This is a genomic window from Streptomyces sp. V2I9, assembly GCF_030817475.1.
Taxonomy (GTDB): Bacteria; Actinomycetota; Actinomycetes; order Streptomycetales; family Streptomycetaceae; genus Streptomyces.
In genome coordinates, this window is the sequence record NZ_JAUSZJ010000002.1 from 3,206,996 (window position 1) to 3,222,409 (window position 15,414).

A 15,414-nucleotide genomic window follows, 5' to 3' on the forward strand; every position below is an offset into this window, starting at 1 on the left:
CTACGGCCGACAGGGAGAGGCCATCGGCGCAGTACCGGTCGCCGTCGCCCGCCGGGCTCGCGATGATCGGCACCATGACCACGAGCGACGGCGGCACGGACACGGGCAGGCACGAGGACACGGGCGGGGTCACCACCTTGCGGATCGCCCAGAGTCCGGAAGCGGACGCGCTTCTCGGCCGCAGCCCGCTGGCCGCCCTCGTCGGCATGCTCCTGGACCAGCAGGTACCGATGGAATGGGCGTTCACCGGCCCGTACACCCTCGCGGAACGGATGGGCTCGGACGATCTGGACGCGGGACGGATCGCCGCCTACGACCCGGACGCCTTCACCGAACTGTTCACCGCCAAACCGGCGCTGCACCGCTACCCCGCCTCCATGGCCCAGCGGGTGCAGCAGTTGTGCCAGTTCCTGGTGGCGGAGTACGGCGGCGACGCGAGCGCGGTGTGGCGGGACGCCGCGACCGGCGGCGAGTTGCTGAAACGCCTCAACGCGCTGCCCGGTTTCGGCAAGCAGAAGGCGCAGATCTTCCTGGCGCTGCTCGGCAAGCGGTTCGGCGTACGGCCGACGGGGTGGCGGGAGGCGGCGGGTGCGTACGGGGAGGCCGGATCGCATCGTTCGGTCGCCGACATCACCGGCCCGGAGTCGCTCGCCGAGGTACGGGCGTACAAACAGGATGCCAAGGCGGCGGCCAAAGCGGCTGCCAAGGCGGCGAAAGGGTCCGGAGCGGCGAAGAGGACCGGCGGTTCATCGGCCGAAAAGTGATGTGACAAGGGCCGAATCAGGACGACACCACCACCCCACCGAAAAGTTTCGGCCACACCTGTTCCCAGGCGTCACGCCACTCGCTAGCTTTCGAGCACATTCGTTCAGCCGTTCCCTCACCGAGCCGCCCGGCGCACCATCGGAGCGCGGGCGACTCGGGATGCCAGCCGTTCAGACCGGAAGGACTCCTGTGCACGCCATACGTCGCAGAGCTATGGCTGTCGTGGCCGCCACCGCCCTGGCCACGCCGCTCCTGCTGGCCGCGTCCCCGAACCCCGGACGCCCCGCCCCGCACGACCCCGGCAAGGAAGCGGCCAAGCTGTCGCGGAAGCTGGTGAAGAGCGCGTCGGCCGATGACGCGTACCGCCACCTCCAGCAGTTCCAGGCGATAGCCGACTCCGCCGACGGCCACCGCGCCGCCGGTTCGCTGGGCCACGACGCGTCGGCCGCGTACGTCTACCGCCAGCTCCAGCGGGCCGGCTACAAGGTCTCGTACGAGAACTTCCGCTTCACCTACACGGAGACGCTGGCCGAAAAGCTCTCCGTGGTGACGCCGACGCCCCGCGACGTGACGATCAAGGCCATGACGTACACGCCGTCGACGAAGGAGGGCGGCCTGACGGCGGCGCTCGTCGCCGTGCCCGTCGACGGCACGACCGGCTGCGAGGCGTCCGACTACACCGCCGCCGACTTCACCGGGAAGGTCGCGCTGATCAAGCGCGGCGGCTGCTCCTTCGCCGACAAGCAGGCGGCCGCCGCCGGGGCGGGTGCCGCCGGCGCGATCGTCTACAACAACGTCGAGGGCGTGCTCTCCGGCACGCTCGGCGAGGTCGCCGCCGGGAAGATCCCGACCGGCGGGCTCACCCAGGAGGAGGGCGAGAAGCTCGTCCAGGACCTCGCGGCCGGCGAGGTCACGGTCTCCTTCGAGATCCGCGAACTCCAGCAGGACCGCCCGACCCGCAACGTCATCGCGGAGACGCCCGGCGGCGACCCGGCGCGGACCGTGATGCTCGGCGCGCACCTCGACTCCGTGACCGAGGGCCCCGGCATCAACGACAACGGCTCCGGTTCGGCCGGTCTGCTCGATGTCGCCCTGAAGCTGGCGAAGACGAAGAGCAACCCGGCCAACAAGGTGCGGTTCGCCTGGTGGTCGGCCGAGGAGAACGGCCTGATCGGCTCGGAGAAGTACGTCGCGGCGCTCTCCGAGAAGCAGCGCGAGCAGATCGCGCTCTACCTCAACTTCGACATGATCGCCTCGCCCAACGGCGTCCAGTTCGTCTTCGACGGCGACAACTCCGACCAGGTCGGCGAGGGTGAAGGACCGGAGGGCTCGGCCCAACTGGAGCGGGACATCAACGAGTTCCTCGACGGCAAGGGCAAGCCGCACGAGGGCACGGACTTCACCGGCCGCTCGGACTACGGCCCCTTCATCGAGGTCGGCATCCCCTCCGGCGGTACGGACACGGGTGCCGAGGGCATCAAGACGGCGGCCCAGGCGAAGGTGTTCGGCGGCGAGGCGGGGATCGCGTACGACCCCTGCTACCACGCGGCCTGCGACGACCTGGACAACATCGACATGGGTCACTTCGACACCAACATCGACGTGATCGCCAACGCCGTCGGGACGTACGCGCACGACCTGCGCTCCCTCACCCGTCCGGTCACCCCCGACACCGGCTCGGGCACGCCCGGCAGCGGTGGCAGCGGCGGCGGCCTGCGTGAAGGCCACGGACGCGACACGGAGTAGCGGCCGATCGTGAGGCCGGTACGGAGTCCGTCGCAGCCCGCCGGACTCCGTACCGGCCTCACCCGCACGCCTCCGCCGGGAGCGGGAACGGCCCTCCCGGCGCGACGGGCACAGCACTCCCCGCGCGAGGGGCGCGGCCTCCCCGCCCGGCCGAGGCACAGCACTCGCGGAAGCACAGCCATCCCGGCACCCTCCCGGCACCGCCCCCTCGGCACCGCCCTCACGGCACCGCACGACCCGGCATCACGCCCGGATTCGGTGCTATGCACCCTTTGCACCGGCATCACGGCGGGCTTCCCCGGCTGTGCCGGGTGGCCCTTGCCCGGTAGGCTTTCCGTGTGATCTTCAAGCGCATCGGAAATGGGAAGCCATACCCCGACCACGGCAGGGAAAGCACCCGGCAGTGGGCGGACGTCGCGCCGCGTCCGGTTCGCCTGGACCAGCTCGTGACCACCAAGGGCCAGCTGGACCTGGAGACCCTCCTCGCCGAGGACTCCACGTTCTACGGTGACCTGTTCGCCCATGTCGTGAAGTGGCAGGGCGACCTCTATCTGGAGGACGGGCTGCACCGGGCGGTCCGCGCCGCGCTCCAGCAGCGCCAGGTGCTGCACGCCCGCGTCCTCGACCTGGGCTGACACCCGCCCACCCGGGCTGACACCCACCCGGACCGGCACCCCGCGCCCCACCCCGCCGCGCACCCCGCACCACGCGCCACGGGACTACGCGCCCAGGCCCCGCGCGACCGAACAGGCCGCGCGCCTGCCACGAGTCACCGCCCACGCCCCTCCGGCTCCGCTCGGGCCCCAGCACCCGCCCGATCCGGATGCTTCGGGCCTTTCGGGTGCTTTCCCACTCATCCGGGTGCCCTGTGTTGATCATTTAGTACGCATCATCACCGGCCGCATTACGCTGCTTCCATGAGCATGCTCACTCCCCCCGGCATGGGCGGAAAGTACCGCATCACGGGCGACGCCTACCCCCGGATGCGCCGCCCCCGGAACCGCCGCAGGCTGGTCCTCGCGGGCATCGGCGCCGTCGTCGCCCTCGGCCTGGCCGGCTGGGGCACCCTGCAGCTCATCGACGTCTTCACCGGCGGCGACAAGAGCGCTGCCGCGGCCGACCACAAGCGGGACTGCCCCACCGCGAAGCCGTCTGCGGCCCCCGCCAAAGCGCTGCCGAAGCCGGCCGCGATCAAGGTCAACGTCTACAACGCGACGACGCGCAGCGGACTGGCCAAGGACGCCGCCGAGGAGCTCAAGAAGCGTGGCTTCGTCATCGGCGAGGTGGGGAACGCGTCGAAGGAGTACGACAAGAAGGTGCCGGGCACGGGCGTGCTGCTCGGCGCTCCGACCGCGAAGAACGGCAGCTTCACGGTGCTCGGCACGCAGCTGGCGGGCGCGGTGCAGAAGACCGACACCCGCAGGACGGGCGAGGTCGACCTGATCCTCGGGAGGAAGTTCACGGCGTTCAGCACCCCGCAGCAGGCCACGGCGGCGATGGCGGACCTGACGAAGCCGGCCCCGGCCCCGTCCTCCTCCTGCTGACCCCGGACACACGAGGGCGCCCCGTCCCGGCGCCGTACGAGACGACCGTACGGTGCCGGGACGGGGCGCGAAAACGTGCGTGGAGGACCTACTCGGCCGTGCCGTACATCCGGTCGCCCGCGTCGCCGAGGCCCGGCACGATGTAGCCGTGCTCGTTGAGCCGCTCGTCGACGGAGGCGGTGACGACGGTGACCGGGGTCCCGGCCAGCTCGCGCTCCATCACCTCGACGCCCTCGGGCGCGGCGAGGAGGACGACGGCGGTGACATCGTCGGCACCGCGCTTGATCAGCTCCCGGATGGCCGCGACGAGGGTGCCGCCGGTGGCCAGCATCGGGTCGAGGACGTAGACCTGGCGGCCGGAGAGGTCCTCGGGCATCCGGGTGGCGTACGTCTCCGCCTGGAGGGTCTCCTCGTTGCGGATCATGCCGAGGAAGCCCACTTCGGCGGTCGGCAGCAGCCGCACCATGCCGTCCAGCATGCCCAGCCCGGCCCGCAGGATCGGAACGACGAGGGGCCGGGGGTGCGAGAGCTTCACCCCGGTCGTGGCCGTCACCGGGGTCTCGATGTCGACCTGCTCGGTGCGCACGTCCCTGGTGGCCTCGTACGCGAGCAGGGTGACCAGCTCGTCGGCGAGCCGCCGGAAAGTCGGGGAGTCGGTGCGCTTGTCGCGCAGCGTGGTGAGTTTGTGCGCCACCAAGGGGTGGTCGACAACGTGGATCCGCATACGTCAACAGTAACCGCGCCGCCCGTGACTCTGCGCTGGCATCAACCACCTGTTCGGGGGGAAGGTGGGGGCATACGGACCCAGCACTGGGGTGGTGTGTCGATGGCTGACGGGGAACTGCGCCGCAACCCGGCCTCGCGCGCGCCGCGCGAGGAGCGCGGTGCCGAGGGCACGGCGGGTACGACAGGCACGGCGCGCGCGGTCGGCGCAGCGGACACGGCCGGCGCGGCGGGCGGCGCCGAGGACGCGCAGGAGAGTGACGCGGCCCGCCGGCGCCGACGGGCCCAGTTCCTCCGTGAGCTCCACGAGGCCAAGCAGCTGCGCGACCGGGTGCAGCCGCGCCGGGCCCGCGCCGCACGGATGCGGCAGCAGATGCGGATGCGCACGTTCCGCTGGTGAACGAGCGTGCTCCGCCGGCTCGGCCGAGCGTGCCCCGCAGGTGAACCCGGCACGTACCACCGGCGCACTCCCCCGCCGATCGGCGCGTCAGGGCGACGTCCGACCGGGCACTCCTGGAACTGATGGCCGACGCAACGGCCGAAGAGGTCTCGCGCGGCGCTTGTTTCTGCCACGATGCCGATTGGGCGGGGCCCAGGACGGACGGATCACCGTTCGCCCTCCCGTCGGACCGATTCGCCTATGACCAGTGGGAGAGTCACGGTGTACTTCGCCGCACTGCTCGCGCGCACCGAAGACGGGTGGGAAGCGAGCGATACAGAGCTCGACGATGTGGAGACCCTGTCCGATCTGACGGATCTGGCCAGGGAGGCCTCGGTGGACGAGGACACGGTCCTGGTCTACATCGAGCAGGAGGACGCCTGGTTCGGCGTCGTCCGCGTGGACGGTGAGGAGGACCCCCGGATCTACGTCTCGGACGCCTCCGCCGCCGCCCGTTCCTCGTACGGGGAGATCCTGCTCACCGACGAAATGCTCGGCCGCGAACCAGGGGCCGAGGACGAGATCGCCGCCCTGGAGGAGCTCGTCGACCTCGACGGCACGGAGGACGGCGAACCGAACCGTTCCGCCACCGCGGCAGCCGACCAGGACGAAGCCTCCGACCCGGACGCGGTTCCGGCGGGCCCGATCGGGGAACTCGGCCTCCTGGCCGACCTCGGGATGTCCGAGAAGGAACTGCTGACCCTGCAGACCGACGCGCTCGGGGAGATCGCGGAGGCCGTGGGAGCGACGGAGGTCCTGGAGACGGTCCGCTGACCGACCGGACCACCACCACGCCCCCGTCCCCCCACCACACTCACCCACCACTCACCACTCACCACTCACCGACGTCAGTCACTACTCCCTCCCCTCCCTCACCCCTCCCGGCGGGCAGCCGCCACCCCACTCGCGCTCCCTCCCGTCCGTTAGGGTCCGCGGGTGACCGCACGACCGCCGCTCCCCTCACCCGACCCCGGCCGGGAACCCGTACGCGCACCGGTGCCCGACCCCGTACGGGGACCCGTGCCGGAGCCCGACCCCGTACGCGACCCCTGGCAGGGCCCGATGCGCCGCGCCCTGGCGGAGGCGGCGCGGGCGGCGTCGGCCGGCGATGTGCCGGTCGGCGCCGTCGTGCTCGGCCCCGACGGCGCCGAACTGGCCACCGCCCACAACGAACGCGAGGCCACCGGCGACCCCACCGCCCACGCCGAGGTCCTGGCCCTGCGCCGGGCGGCCGAGGCCCACGGCGCATGGCGGCTGACCGGCTGCACCCTGGTGGTCACCCTGGAGCCCTGCACGATGTGCGCGGGCGCCCTGGTCCAGTCACGGGTGGACCGCGTCGTCTACGGCGCCCGCGACGAGAAGGCGGGCGCGGCCGGCTCCCTCTGGGACGTCGTCCGCGACCGCCGCCTGAACCACCGCCCCGAGGTGATCGGCGGCGTCCTGGAGCCGGAGTGCGCCGCCCAGCTGACAGCCTTCTTCCACACCCTCTGACCAGACAGGACACCGCCGCCTGACCAGGCACGCCCCCGCCGCCGGGAACCGATTTCTGTCCACGCCCCGGAATGGTCTAAGCTCTCTCTCGGTAGCGTGTCCGAGCGGCCGAAGGAGCTCGCCTCGAAAGCGAGTGTGGCGTAACCCGTCACCGTGGGTTCAAATCCCACCGCTACCGCTTCTGAACACCCCCTCGATCATGCGGAAACGCGATCGAGGGGGTGTTTGCGTGCGGCACGAGACGGAACACGGCTGGACCGAAATCCCACTCCTGGTGGGAGCGTGCGGTGGGGCTGCCGAGTACGCGCCTCCGGACGAGACCACCGCAAAGAAGAGCGCCACCATTCCCTGGTCGCTTGCGGTCACCTGCGAGCGAGGTCGAAGCCCGCACAGGCTCCCGGGGCTTCTCCCGTTTCGTCTCCGAAGCCGCCGAGCACGCCCTCGCCCCGACCAGGACCAGGGAGAGCGTCGAGGCCCACGAGGACGAACACGGCCCCTTCACCCCCGAGGAGATCGAAGAGGCCCGTCGAGCATGGCACGGGCGAGCAGCCCCGGCGTTCCCCCGCGTCCTCTCATCCTTGATGCACCGCCCCTGTCGCTCCTGGCCTGCGAGGACCGCAGGATCACGCTGATGCCCAAGGTCGCTCAGGCCGAGGGGCACGCGGCCGCGATCTCGACGGTCAGCATCGCCGATGTCCGCAGCATCGGAAAGGCCACGGACCATCCGCGCTGACTCCGCTCCCGGCTCACCTTCATTCCCGCGACCGAGACGGTGGCTGATCGCGCGGCGTATCTGCCGGAGGATGCCGGTCTGGACGGTCACGAGAACAACCGCCGCCCGCTCGCCATCGCAACGGCCGACCTCTGGCAGACAAGCTGCCGGCCCAGGACAGCCACGACTGGCTACGCACCGCCCTGCGCGAAGGCAAGCCCGTGAGTCTCCCGAAGCTCGGGACTCGAACCTCCGACTTCGGGCCCCGAGCTTCGATTTCTTCAACCGATAGGGAAAGAAGGCGGGTTGGGGAAGTCTCTCCCCACTTCCCCAACCCGCCGCCCAAACCCGCAGGCCACGAACTCTCGCCCCCGCGCACGCGGGGCTCCCCCCGTCCGGACCAGTCGTGCGCCTTCCGCAGGCCGGACAGCGGAACGCCCGGCCGCCGTACAGAAGGTGTACGGCGGCCGGGCGTTCCGGTCCACGGATCAGGTCGGGGGAAGCGGCATCGGGGGGACAAGCCGCTTCCCCCGAAGAGAACAGGGCCTACGGCCGGCCGTCGCGGTCAGGGGGAGTCACGCGGCGGCCGGCCCCACAGTGAGGCCCCGTTCCGGCCGGACGGGTCCTGCCAGGTCCCGTCGGGCTCGGTATCCATGCTGCCGGGTCGGGGAGGGCGCGAGGTCCGGCGAAAGACCTCGATGGCGGGGCCATAGGTCCTTAAAGTGCCCATCAGTGATCAAAAACGGCCACCGGATACGACCATCCGTGCGGATACAATCGCCCGATCGCACGTGGGGCCGACGGGGAGGCAGGATTGTGGCCAAGGCAAAGACGATCATCATCTACATACTGGTGGTCTTCGTGCTGTACACGATCATCGTGTCTCCGCGGCGGGCCGCCGAGCTGGTCCAGATAGGGTTCGAGGGCATTTCCACCGCCGCGCAGAGCGTCGGTGACTTCATGTCAGAACTCGTGAAGTAGGAGACCTCCGATGATCCGCCACCTGGTCCTCTTCAAGCTGAACGAGGGCGTCGAGCGCGACGACCCGCGGGTCGTCGCCGGGGACCGGACCTTCCGGGAGCTGGAGGGGCGGATTCCGGAGCTGGAGTTCTGGGAGTGCGCCTGGAACATCACCGACCGGCCGATCGCGTACGACTACGCCATCAACTCCGCCGTCGCGGACGAGGACGCGCTGAAGCGGTACATCGAGCACCCGGCCCACCAGGCCGCCGCCGCACAGTGGCGGGAATTCGCCACTTGGGTGATCGCCGATTACCCCTTCTGACCACTCTCGGCGGCACGGGCGGTGCGTTCCCCCTGCCTGCTTCCCGGACTGGTTCCATCAACCCCTCGCCCCTCGGGCGGGGGGTTCCTTCATGAGCTTTAAACCCATATGCCCACAACACGGCACTATGCGGTGCTTGCACATAGTGCACATGTCTTGTGATGCTATGACCGCTTTTGACGGATGAGTTGACCGTAGTTGACCGCAAAGGGGTGGCGACACCGTGCCGGCCAGTACAGCGCCTCAAGTGCCTCCCCAGGCCGTCCAGGCCGACCCGACCGTCCTGGCCGAGGACGTCCGGACCGAGACCCCGGACCCCTCCGCCCGGCCCGCCAGGGCCCGCGGCGCCGACACCCGAGCACTCACCCAGGTCCTCTTCGGCCAGCTGAAGAACCTGGAACGGGGCACTCCGGAGCACCGCCGGGTCCGGGCCGCACTCATCGAGGCGAACCTCCCCCTCGTCCGGTACGCCGCAGCCCGCTTCCGCAGCCGCAACGAGCCGATGGAGGACGTCGTCCAGGTCGGCACGATCGGCCTGATCAACGCCATCGACCGGTTCGACCCGGAGCGCGGGGTCCAGTTCCCCACCTTCGCCATGCCCACCGTCGTCGGCGAGATCAAACGCTACTTCCGCGACAACGTGCGCACCGTCCACGTCCCCCGCCGGCTGCACGAACTCTGGGTCCAGGTCACCGGCGCCACCGAGGACCTGACGACCGCTCACGGCCGCTCCCCCACCACCGCCGAGATCGCCGAGCGGTTGAAGATCCCCGAGGACGAGGTGCTGGCCTGCATCGAGGCCGGGCGCTCGTACCACGCGACCTCCCTGGAAGCGGCCCAGGAGGGTGACGGACTGCCGGGGCTGCTCGACCGGCTCGGCTACGAGGACCCCGCGCTCGCCGGCGTCGAACACCGCGACCTCGTACGCCACCTCCTCGTCCAGCTTCCCGAACGCGAGCAGCGCATCCTTCTCCTGCGCTACTACAGCAACTTGACCCAGTCTCAGATCAGCGCGGAGCTGGGTGTCTCCCAGATGCATGTGTCAAGACTTCTGGCCAGAAGTTTCGCCCGACTGAGATCCGCAAACAGGATCGAGGCGTAACCGGAACGGGTAGACCGTCCAGAGAGCAGTTCTGACGGCATATAAGGGCCACACCCCCTGTTTCCAGGGCGGATTCGGCGCCGACTTGTCGACATGTCACTACAGCGCGTTGCCGACATGTGACATTCTGCTCGAAGCGCGTTTGCCGCAGCCCCACCTCCGGTATTCAGGTGGAGGCTGCGTTCCTCCGATGGTCGCGGCCGCCGCGACCGTCCGCGACCTCAAGGGGGTGGCATGTCCGAAGAACAGGGCAGCTCGAAGGTGCTCACGCTCACGAAGAGCGTGCCGGCACCCGCCGTGCTCACCAGCTCACCGGAAGCCATCGACACCCGCACGCTGTCCCGCTCCCTGTTCCTGCGGCTCGCCGCGCTCGGCCCCGCCTCGGGCCCCGAGGGAACGGACAGTCCGGAGCGGACCTATGTGCGGGACACACTGATCGAACTGAACCTCCCGCTGGTGCGGTACGCCGCGGCGCGGTTCCGCAGTCGCAACGAGCCGATGGAGGACATCGTCCAGGTCGGCACGATCGGCCTGATCAAGGCGATCGACCGGTTCGACTGCGAACGGGGCGTCGAGTTCCCGACGTTCGCGATGCCGACCGTCGTCGGTGAGATCAAACGCTTCTTCCGCGACACCTCCTGGTCCGTGCGGGTCCCCCGCCGGCTCCAGGAACTGCGGCTCGCCCTGACCAAGGCAAGCGACGAGCTCGCGCAGAAGCTGGACCGCTCCCCCACCGTGCCGGAGCTGGCCCGCGCGCTCGGGGTCTCCGAGGAGGACGTGGTCGACGGTCTCGCCGTCGGCAACGCCTACACCGCCTCCTCGCTCGACTCCCCCTCCCCCGAGGACGACGGCGGCGAGGGCTCGCTCGCGGACCGCCTCGGGTACGAGGACACGGCGCTGGAGGGCGTCGAGTACCGCGAGTCCCTCAAGCCGCTGCTGGCCAAGCTCGCCCCGCGTGAGCGCCAGATCATCATGCTGCGGTTCTTCGCGAACATGACGCAGTCGCAGATCGGCGAGGAGGTCGGCATCTCCCAGATGCACGTCTCCCGGCTGCTGACCCGTACGCTCGCCCAGCTCCGGGAAGGGCTCATCGCGGACTGATCCGCTCCGGTCCGGGGTCCGGGCGGGGCCCGGGCCTCCGGGCTCCGGGGCCGGCCCCTGGTCCGGGCCCGTCTCCCCGGGTGCGATCCCCGGCACGATTTTTGGTGCGGGCCCGGCCTCCCGGTCGGCCTCCCTGCCCGGCCCCCGGTCCATCGCCCTGGCCGCTCCCGGACCTTCGTTCCGCGATCCGGTTACGCCAGGCCCACACGACGGCCCGTCAACCACGCGGCAGGGCCACAGTGCTGACGGTGAACGCCGCCCGGAGGGCATGGGACCGGTACGCCTCCCTTTCCACGTCCCCATCCCCGGTGCGCGCGGGCTCAGCGGGCGCCCGAGGACGGCCCTGGCGGGTACGTGAGCGGACGGCCGGCCGTCACGGGACAGAGCCGCAGGACAGCAGGACAGCGGGGCAAGGGGAACCCGGCTCAGCCGACGGAACCCGTACACGGCCGGGGCATGCGCATCGAGACGCAGAGCGTCTCCGCTGCGGGGGAGTGACCCGGCGAAACGGTCCGGAACGCACGAGGGCCGCCCGAGGCGGGGCGGTGGCCGTCGTTGTGCGGCTCCGCCGTCCGTCCCCGTGCGGCCGGGTCGTGCAGTCGCTGCCGTGCAGCAGTACGTGCGGTACCTGGAGCGAAGTGCGGTCACGCGTGCAGCAGTGCGGTCACGCTGTCGCACCGGCACGCGCTTCCGTACGTCTCGTCGCCCTCGTCAGCCCAGGGCGAGCCAGGCCACCGCGCCGAGGACGACGACGATCGCGACCACCGCCGCGATCACCCCGACCTTCGGCCCGGACGAGGTCGCCGCGGGCTGCTGCCGCCGCTGCGGCTCGCCCTCGTCGACGAAGGCGCGGAACATCTGCGTGCTGCCCGCCGGGTCGTGGTTGCCCTCGGGGCCCGGCTGGGGGGCGTGGGGGTTGTGTGCCATGGGGCAGGACCCTAGCGAACTCGGGCCTCCGGCCCAACCCCCGGGGGCGCCCGGCACCCCGTCCGACCTGCGGCGGCGCGGCCCGTCACCCCGTCCGACCTGCGGCGACGCGGCCCCGTACCGGGCTTGACCCGGACCCTACGGAGGCTTTGGCGTTCCTTTACTTCTGCAAGGCCGTTTTCGTTTGCCTGTAGCAACCAACGGCTTCTATCGTTGCCCTAAGCAACAACATAGTCGTGAGTGTGCTGGGGGTCCCCGTGGCGGCAAGGAGTAGGTACGAGGAGCTGGCCCGGCAGCTCAGCGCCGTCGGAGCCGTCAAGAGAGGGCTGGCCCGCGCCCTGCCCGCCGCATGTCCGGCGGGGTCCGCCGCCGTGCTGACCCTGCTGGAACGGCACGGCGAGATGCGTATCAGCCGGCTCGCCGAACTGCTGTCCGTGGACATGTCGGTGACCAGTCGCCACGTGGCCCATGTAGCCGATCGCGGCTGGATCGAGCGGTGCCCGGACCCGGCGGACAAGCGGTCCCGCATCCTGCGGCTGACCGCCGGCGGACACGCCCAGCTCGACGAGCTGACCCGGCGGACCACCGAGGTGTTCGCCCACAACCTCCAGGACTGGTCCGACGAGGACGTCGGCCGGCTCAACGCGCTGCTGTCCCGGCTCCGCGACAGCTTCGCCTGTCGCGGAGCGGGTGGCTGCGCCCCCGGAAGCCATACCGGGGAGTGCAGGAACCGCCTCGGCGACGAGGCTCACACCCGTACACCTGTGTAACAGAAGCAAATACGCACGGATAGGAACTCAATGGCTACGACCACACCCACCGGTGTGCGGGGCGGCCACGCCAAGCACGGAGGGCACGCGGGCCACACCGGTCCCGGCGCCTCCGACGGCACGCCGATGACACACCGGCAGATCATGGAGGCGCTGACCGGGCTGCTGCTCGGGATGTTCGTCGCGATCCTGTCGTCGACGGTCGTCTCCAACGCCCTGCCCGAGATCATCTCCGACCTCGGCGGCGGTCAGAGCGCCTACACCTGGGTCGTGACGGCCTCGCTGCTGTCCATGACCGCCACCACCCCGCTCTGGGGCAAGCTGTCGGACCTCTTCAGCAAGAAGCTGCTGGTCCAGATAGCCCTGATCATCTATGTCCTGGGCTCGGTCGTCGCCGGTCTGTCGACCAGCAGCGGCATGCTCATCGCCTGCCGGGTCGTCCAGGGCATCGGCGTCGGCGGTCTCTCCGCCCTGGCGCAGATCGTCATGGCCGCGATGATCGCCCCGCGTGAGCGCGGCCGTTACAGCGGCTACCTCGGCGCGGTCTTCGCCGTCGCCACCGTCGGCGGCCCGCTGCTCGGCGGCGTCATCACCGACACCAGCTGGATGGGCTGGCGCTGGTGCTTCTACGTCGGTGTGCCGTTCGCGGTCATCGCCCTGATCGTGCTCCAGAAGACCCTGAAGCTCCCGGTCGTCAAGCGGGAAGGCGTGAAGGTCGACTGGTCGGGCGCGTTCTTCATCAGCGCCGCCGTCTCCCTGCTGCTGATCTGGGTGACCTTCGCGGGTGACAAGTACGACTGGCTGTCGTGGCAGACGTACGTGATGGTCGCGGGCTCGGTCCTGCTCGGCCTGATCTTCGTGTTCATCGAGTCGCGGGCGGCCGAGCCGATCATCCCGCTGCGCCTCTTCCGCAACCGCACCATCACGCTGGCCTCGATCGCCTCGCTGTTCGTCGGCATCGCGATGTTCGCGGGCACCGTCTTCTTCAGCCAGTACTTCCAGCTGGCGCGCGGCAAGTCGCCGACCATGTCCGGTGTCATGACCATCCCGATGATCGCGGGGCTCTTCCTGTCCTCGACCGTCTCCGGTCAGGTCATCACCAAGACCGGACGCTGGAAGGCGTGGCTGGTCACCGGTGGCTTCCTGGTCACGGCCGGGCTCGGGCTGCTGGGCACGATCCGGTACGACACCCCGTACTGGCACGTCGCGGTCTTCATGTTCGTCATGGGCCTCGGCATCGGCATGATGATGCAGAACCTGGTCCTCGCCACGCAGAACCAGGTCGCGCCCGAGGACCTCGGCTCCGCCAGCTCCGTCGTCACCTTCTTCCGTTCCCTCGGTGGTGCGATCGGTGTCTCCGCGCTCGGCGCGGTCCTCGGCAACCGGGTCACCCACTACGTCAAGGACGGCCTCGCCGCGCTCGGCCCCGAGGGCGCGAAGTTCGGCCACGGCGGCACCGGCGGCGGGGGCATCCCCGACCTGGACAAGCTGCCCGAGCCGTTCCGGCTGGTCATGGAGGCCGCGTACGGGCACGGCGTCGGCGACGTCTTCCTGTACGCCGCTCCGGCCGCGCTCGTCGCCTTCATCGTGACGATCTTCATCAAGGAGGTCGCCCTGAAGACCGGCGCGGCGAACGACGCCCCCGCAGAGTCCTCGCAGGACGCCCCCGCCCCGGCTCCGGCCGCCGTCGAGACGGCGGAGGCCCCGGTGCCCGCCGCGGTCGGCGCGGCCGGGCTCGTCTCCGAGGGCGCGGCCGGGGTCACCACGGTCGACACGCACGAGGCCGACGCCCCCACCGCGTACGAGAGCGTCCAGGGCATCCCGGTCCACGGTGTGGTGCGCGGCGCGGAGGGCGTTCCGGTCTCCCGCGCGGCCGTCACCCTGATCTCGCTGGGCGGCCGGCAGCTCGGGCGTTCCGTCGCCCGGCCGGACGGCGGCTACCTCCTGGACGCGCCCGGCGCGGGCAGCTACGTGCTGATCGCCTCCGCCGACGGCTTCCAGCCGCAGGCGTCCACGGTGGTCGTCGGCGAGGAGCCGCTGGCCTTCGACATCCTGCTGTCCGGGACGAGCGGGCTGGCCGGAGCGGTCAGGGCCGAGGGCTCCGGGGCGGCGGTCGAGGGCGCGATGGTCGTCGTCACCGATGTCCGGGGCGATGTCCTGGCCACCGGAACGTCCGGGGCGGCCGGTGAGTTCGCCTTCGGCGAGCTGATTCCGGGCTCCGTGACCGTCGCGGTCACCGCGGCCGGCTTCCGTCCGCTGGCGCTGCCGGTGGAGATCGGCGGCCAGGGCGTCACCCGCGTCGAGGCCTCGCTGCGGTCCGGTGCGCTGGTCCGGGGCGTCGTGCGGGCCGGGTCCGCCCGCAGCCCGCTGACCGACGCGCGGGTCACGCTGTTCGACGCGGCCGGCAACGTGGTCGCCACCGCGACGACCGGCGAGGACGGTGCGTACGCCTTCACCGACCTGGACGCGGGCGAGTACGCGGTCATCGCGACCGGCTACCCGCCGGTGGCCGGATCGCTGACCGTGAGCGGCCCCGGAGTCGACGGGCACGACATCGAACTCGCCCACCCCGGCGAGTGAGACCGGTCCCGCACCGGGCAAGGAATAGATCCTTCCGGTGCGTGAGCGCGTGCACGCGGGGGAAGCGACATGCGGGTGCACGTGATCTTCATGTGAACAGGTGAAGGGATCGCGGAGGCCCCTGGTCGGACGGCACTTCCAGCGGAGAGGCTGTCGCGGCCGGGTGGAAACGGGCCCCGGCGGCGGGCACGGCGAGCAGGGGACGGCCTGCCGTGCCCGCTCCGGGGCC

The 15,414-nt window shown here is 70.8% G+C and carries 15 protein-coding genes and 1 tRNA gene; 14 read left to right on the plus strand and 2 right to left on the minus strand.

The genetic code is table 11. The features are described from left to right. The first annotated feature begins 74 nt into the window (after nucleotides 1–74). From QFZ71_RS14065 to QFZ71_RS14080, 4 genes are all read left to right on the plus strand, one after another. Nucleotides 75–764: an HhH-GPD-type base excision DNA repair protein gene (locus tag QFZ71_RS14065; RefSeq protein ID WP_307668569.1), complete on the plus strand. Its 690-nt coding sequence runs from the start codon at nucleotides 75–77 to the stop codon at nucleotides 762–764. A 214-nt stretch (nucleotides 765–978) separates the two neighbouring features. Next, on the plus strand, nucleotides 979–2,511 hold the full coding sequence (locus QFZ71_RS14070; RefSeq protein ID WP_307668570.1) for a M28 family metallopeptidase: 1,533 nt from the start codon (nucleotides 979–981) through the stop codon (nucleotides 2,509–2,511). Nucleotides 2,512–2,849: 338 nt separating this feature from the next. Further along, nucleotides 2,850–3,146: a type II toxin-antitoxin system VapB family antitoxin gene (locus QFZ71_RS14075; RefSeq protein ID WP_003967677.1), complete on the plus strand. Its 297-nt coding sequence runs from the start codon at nucleotides 2,850–2,852 to the stop codon at nucleotides 3,144–3,146. 306 nt (nucleotides 3,147–3,452) lie between these two features. Further along, entirely contained in the window at nucleotides 3,453–4,055 is a 603-nt protein-coding gene (locus tag QFZ71_RS14080; RefSeq protein WP_307671451.1) for a LytR C-terminal domain-containing protein, read from the plus strand. Between the two features lie 88 nt (nucleotides 4,056–4,143). On the opposite strand, the gene upp is transcribed toward QFZ71_RS14080, so the two are convergent. Further along, on the minus strand, nucleotides 4,144–4,779 hold the full coding sequence (gene upp, locus QFZ71_RS14085) for a uracil phosphoribosyltransferase (RefSeq protein WP_307668571.1): 636 nt from the start codon (nucleotides 4,777–4,779) through the stop codon (nucleotides 4,144–4,146). 102 nt (nucleotides 4,780–4,881) lie between these two features. Here upp and QFZ71_RS14090 point away from each other — a divergent pair, with 102 nt between their 5' ends. From QFZ71_RS14090 to QFZ71_RS14125, 8 genes are all read left to right on the plus strand, one after another. After that, nucleotides 4,882–5,178, plus strand: a complete 297-nt coding sequence (locus QFZ71_RS14090; RefSeq protein WP_307668572.1) for a hypothetical protein — start codon at nucleotides 4,882–4,884, stop codon at nucleotides 5,176–5,178. Between the two features lie 261 nt (nucleotides 5,179–5,439). Continuing rightward, complete coding sequence (locus QFZ71_RS14095; protein WP_307671452.1) at nucleotides 5,440–5,991, plus strand: hypothetical protein; 552 nt, start codon at nucleotides 5,440–5,442, stop codon at nucleotides 5,989–5,991. A gap of 288 nt (nucleotides 5,992–6,279) precedes the next feature. Beyond that, nucleotides 6,280–6,708, plus strand: coding sequence for a tRNA adenosine(34) deaminase TadA (gene tadA, locus QFZ71_RS14100; protein ID WP_307671453.1), 429 nt, complete (start codon nucleotides 6,280–6,282; stop codon nucleotides 6,706–6,708). 90 nt (nucleotides 6,709–6,798) lie between these two features. Further along, nucleotides 6,799–6,886, plus strand: a tRNA-Ser gene (locus QFZ71_RS14105). A gap of 1,350 nt (nucleotides 6,887–8,236) precedes the next feature. After that, nucleotides 8,237–8,401 (plus strand): hypothetical protein, encoded by a 165-nt coding sequence (locus tag QFZ71_RS14110; RefSeq protein ID WP_307668573.1) that lies wholly within the window; start codon nucleotides 8,237–8,239, stop codon nucleotides 8,399–8,401. 10 nt (nucleotides 8,402–8,411) lie between these two features. Continuing rightward, nucleotides 8,412–8,705, plus strand: coding sequence for a Dabb family protein (locus tag QFZ71_RS14115; RefSeq protein WP_307668574.1), 294 nt, complete (start codon nucleotides 8,412–8,414; stop codon nucleotides 8,703–8,705). A gap of 223 nt (nucleotides 8,706–8,928) precedes the next feature. Continuing rightward, complete coding sequence (locus QFZ71_RS14120) at nucleotides 8,929–9,807, plus strand: RNA polymerase sigma factor SigF (protein ID WP_307668575.1); 879 nt, start codon at nucleotides 8,929–8,931, stop codon at nucleotides 9,805–9,807. Between the two features lie 234 nt (nucleotides 9,808–10,041). Then, the gene (locus QFZ71_RS14125; protein WP_307668576.1) at nucleotides 10,042–10,908 is read left to right on the plus strand and encodes an RNA polymerase sigma factor SigF; all 867 of its coding nucleotides are present in this window, start codon (nucleotides 10,042–10,044) and stop codon (nucleotides 10,906–10,908) included. 711 nt (nucleotides 10,909–11,619) lie between these two features. On the opposite strand, the gene QFZ71_RS14130 is transcribed toward QFZ71_RS14125, so the two are convergent. Then, nucleotides 11,620–11,835 carry a hypothetical protein gene (locus QFZ71_RS14130; RefSeq protein WP_307668577.1) on the minus strand — a complete coding sequence of 72 codons (216 nt, stop codon included), beginning with the start codon at nucleotides 11,833–11,835 and terminating at the stop codon, nucleotides 11,620–11,622. Between the two features lie 257 nt (nucleotides 11,836–12,092). Here QFZ71_RS14130 and QFZ71_RS14135 point away from each other — a divergent pair, with 257 nt between their 5' ends. Continuing rightward, on the plus strand, nucleotides 12,093–12,605 hold the full coding sequence (locus tag QFZ71_RS14135; protein ID WP_307671454.1) for a MarR family winged helix-turn-helix transcriptional regulator: 513 nt from the start codon (nucleotides 12,093–12,095) through the stop codon (nucleotides 12,603–12,605). 30 nt (nucleotides 12,606–12,635) lie between these two features. Then, nucleotides 12,636–15,185, plus strand: a complete 2,550-nt coding sequence (locus tag QFZ71_RS14140; RefSeq protein WP_307668578.1) for an MFS transporter — start codon at nucleotides 12,636–12,638, stop codon at nucleotides 15,183–15,185. Nucleotides 15,186–15,414 lie beyond the last annotated feature (229 nt).

Excerpts from the sequence above, each read along its gene's own strand:
- QFZ71_RS14065 (WP_307668569.1), top strand. The coding sequence starts at position 75 with ATGACCACGAGCGACGGCGGCACGGACACGGGCAGGCACGAGGACACG.
- QFZ71_RS14070 (WP_307668570.1), top strand. The coding sequence starts at position 979 with ATGGCTGTCGTGGCCGCCACCGCCCTGGCCACGCCGCTCCTGCTGGCC.
- QFZ71_RS14080 (WP_307671451.1), top strand. The coding sequence starts at position 3,453 with ATGGGCGGAAAGTACCGCATCACGGGCGACGCCTACCCCCGGATGCGC.
- upp (WP_307668571.1), bottom strand. The coding sequence starts at position 4,779 with ATGCGGATCCACGTTGTCGACCACCCCTTGGTGGCGCACAAACTCACC.
- QFZ71_RS14090 (WP_307668572.1), top strand. The coding sequence starts at position 4,882 with ATGGCTGACGGGGAACTGCGCCGCAACCCGGCCTCGCGCGCGCCGCGC.
- tadA (WP_307671453.1), top strand. The coding sequence starts at position 6,280 with ATGCGCCGCGCCCTGGCGGAGGCGGCGCGGGCGGCGTCGGCCGGCGAT.
- QFZ71_RS14115 (WP_307668574.1), top strand. The coding sequence starts at position 8,412 with ATGATCCGCCACCTGGTCCTCTTCAAGCTGAACGAGGGCGTCGAGCGC.
- QFZ71_RS14125 (WP_307668576.1), top strand. The coding sequence starts at position 10,042 with ATGTCCGAAGAACAGGGCAGCTCGAAGGTGCTCACGCTCACGAAGAGC.
- QFZ71_RS14130 (WP_307668577.1), bottom strand. The coding sequence starts at position 11,835 with ATGGCACACAACCCCCACGCCCCCCAGCCGGGCCCCGAGGGCAACCAC.
- QFZ71_RS14140 (WP_307668578.1), top strand. The coding sequence starts at position 12,636 with ATGGCTACGACCACACCCACCGGTGTGCGGGGCGGCCACGCCAAGCAC.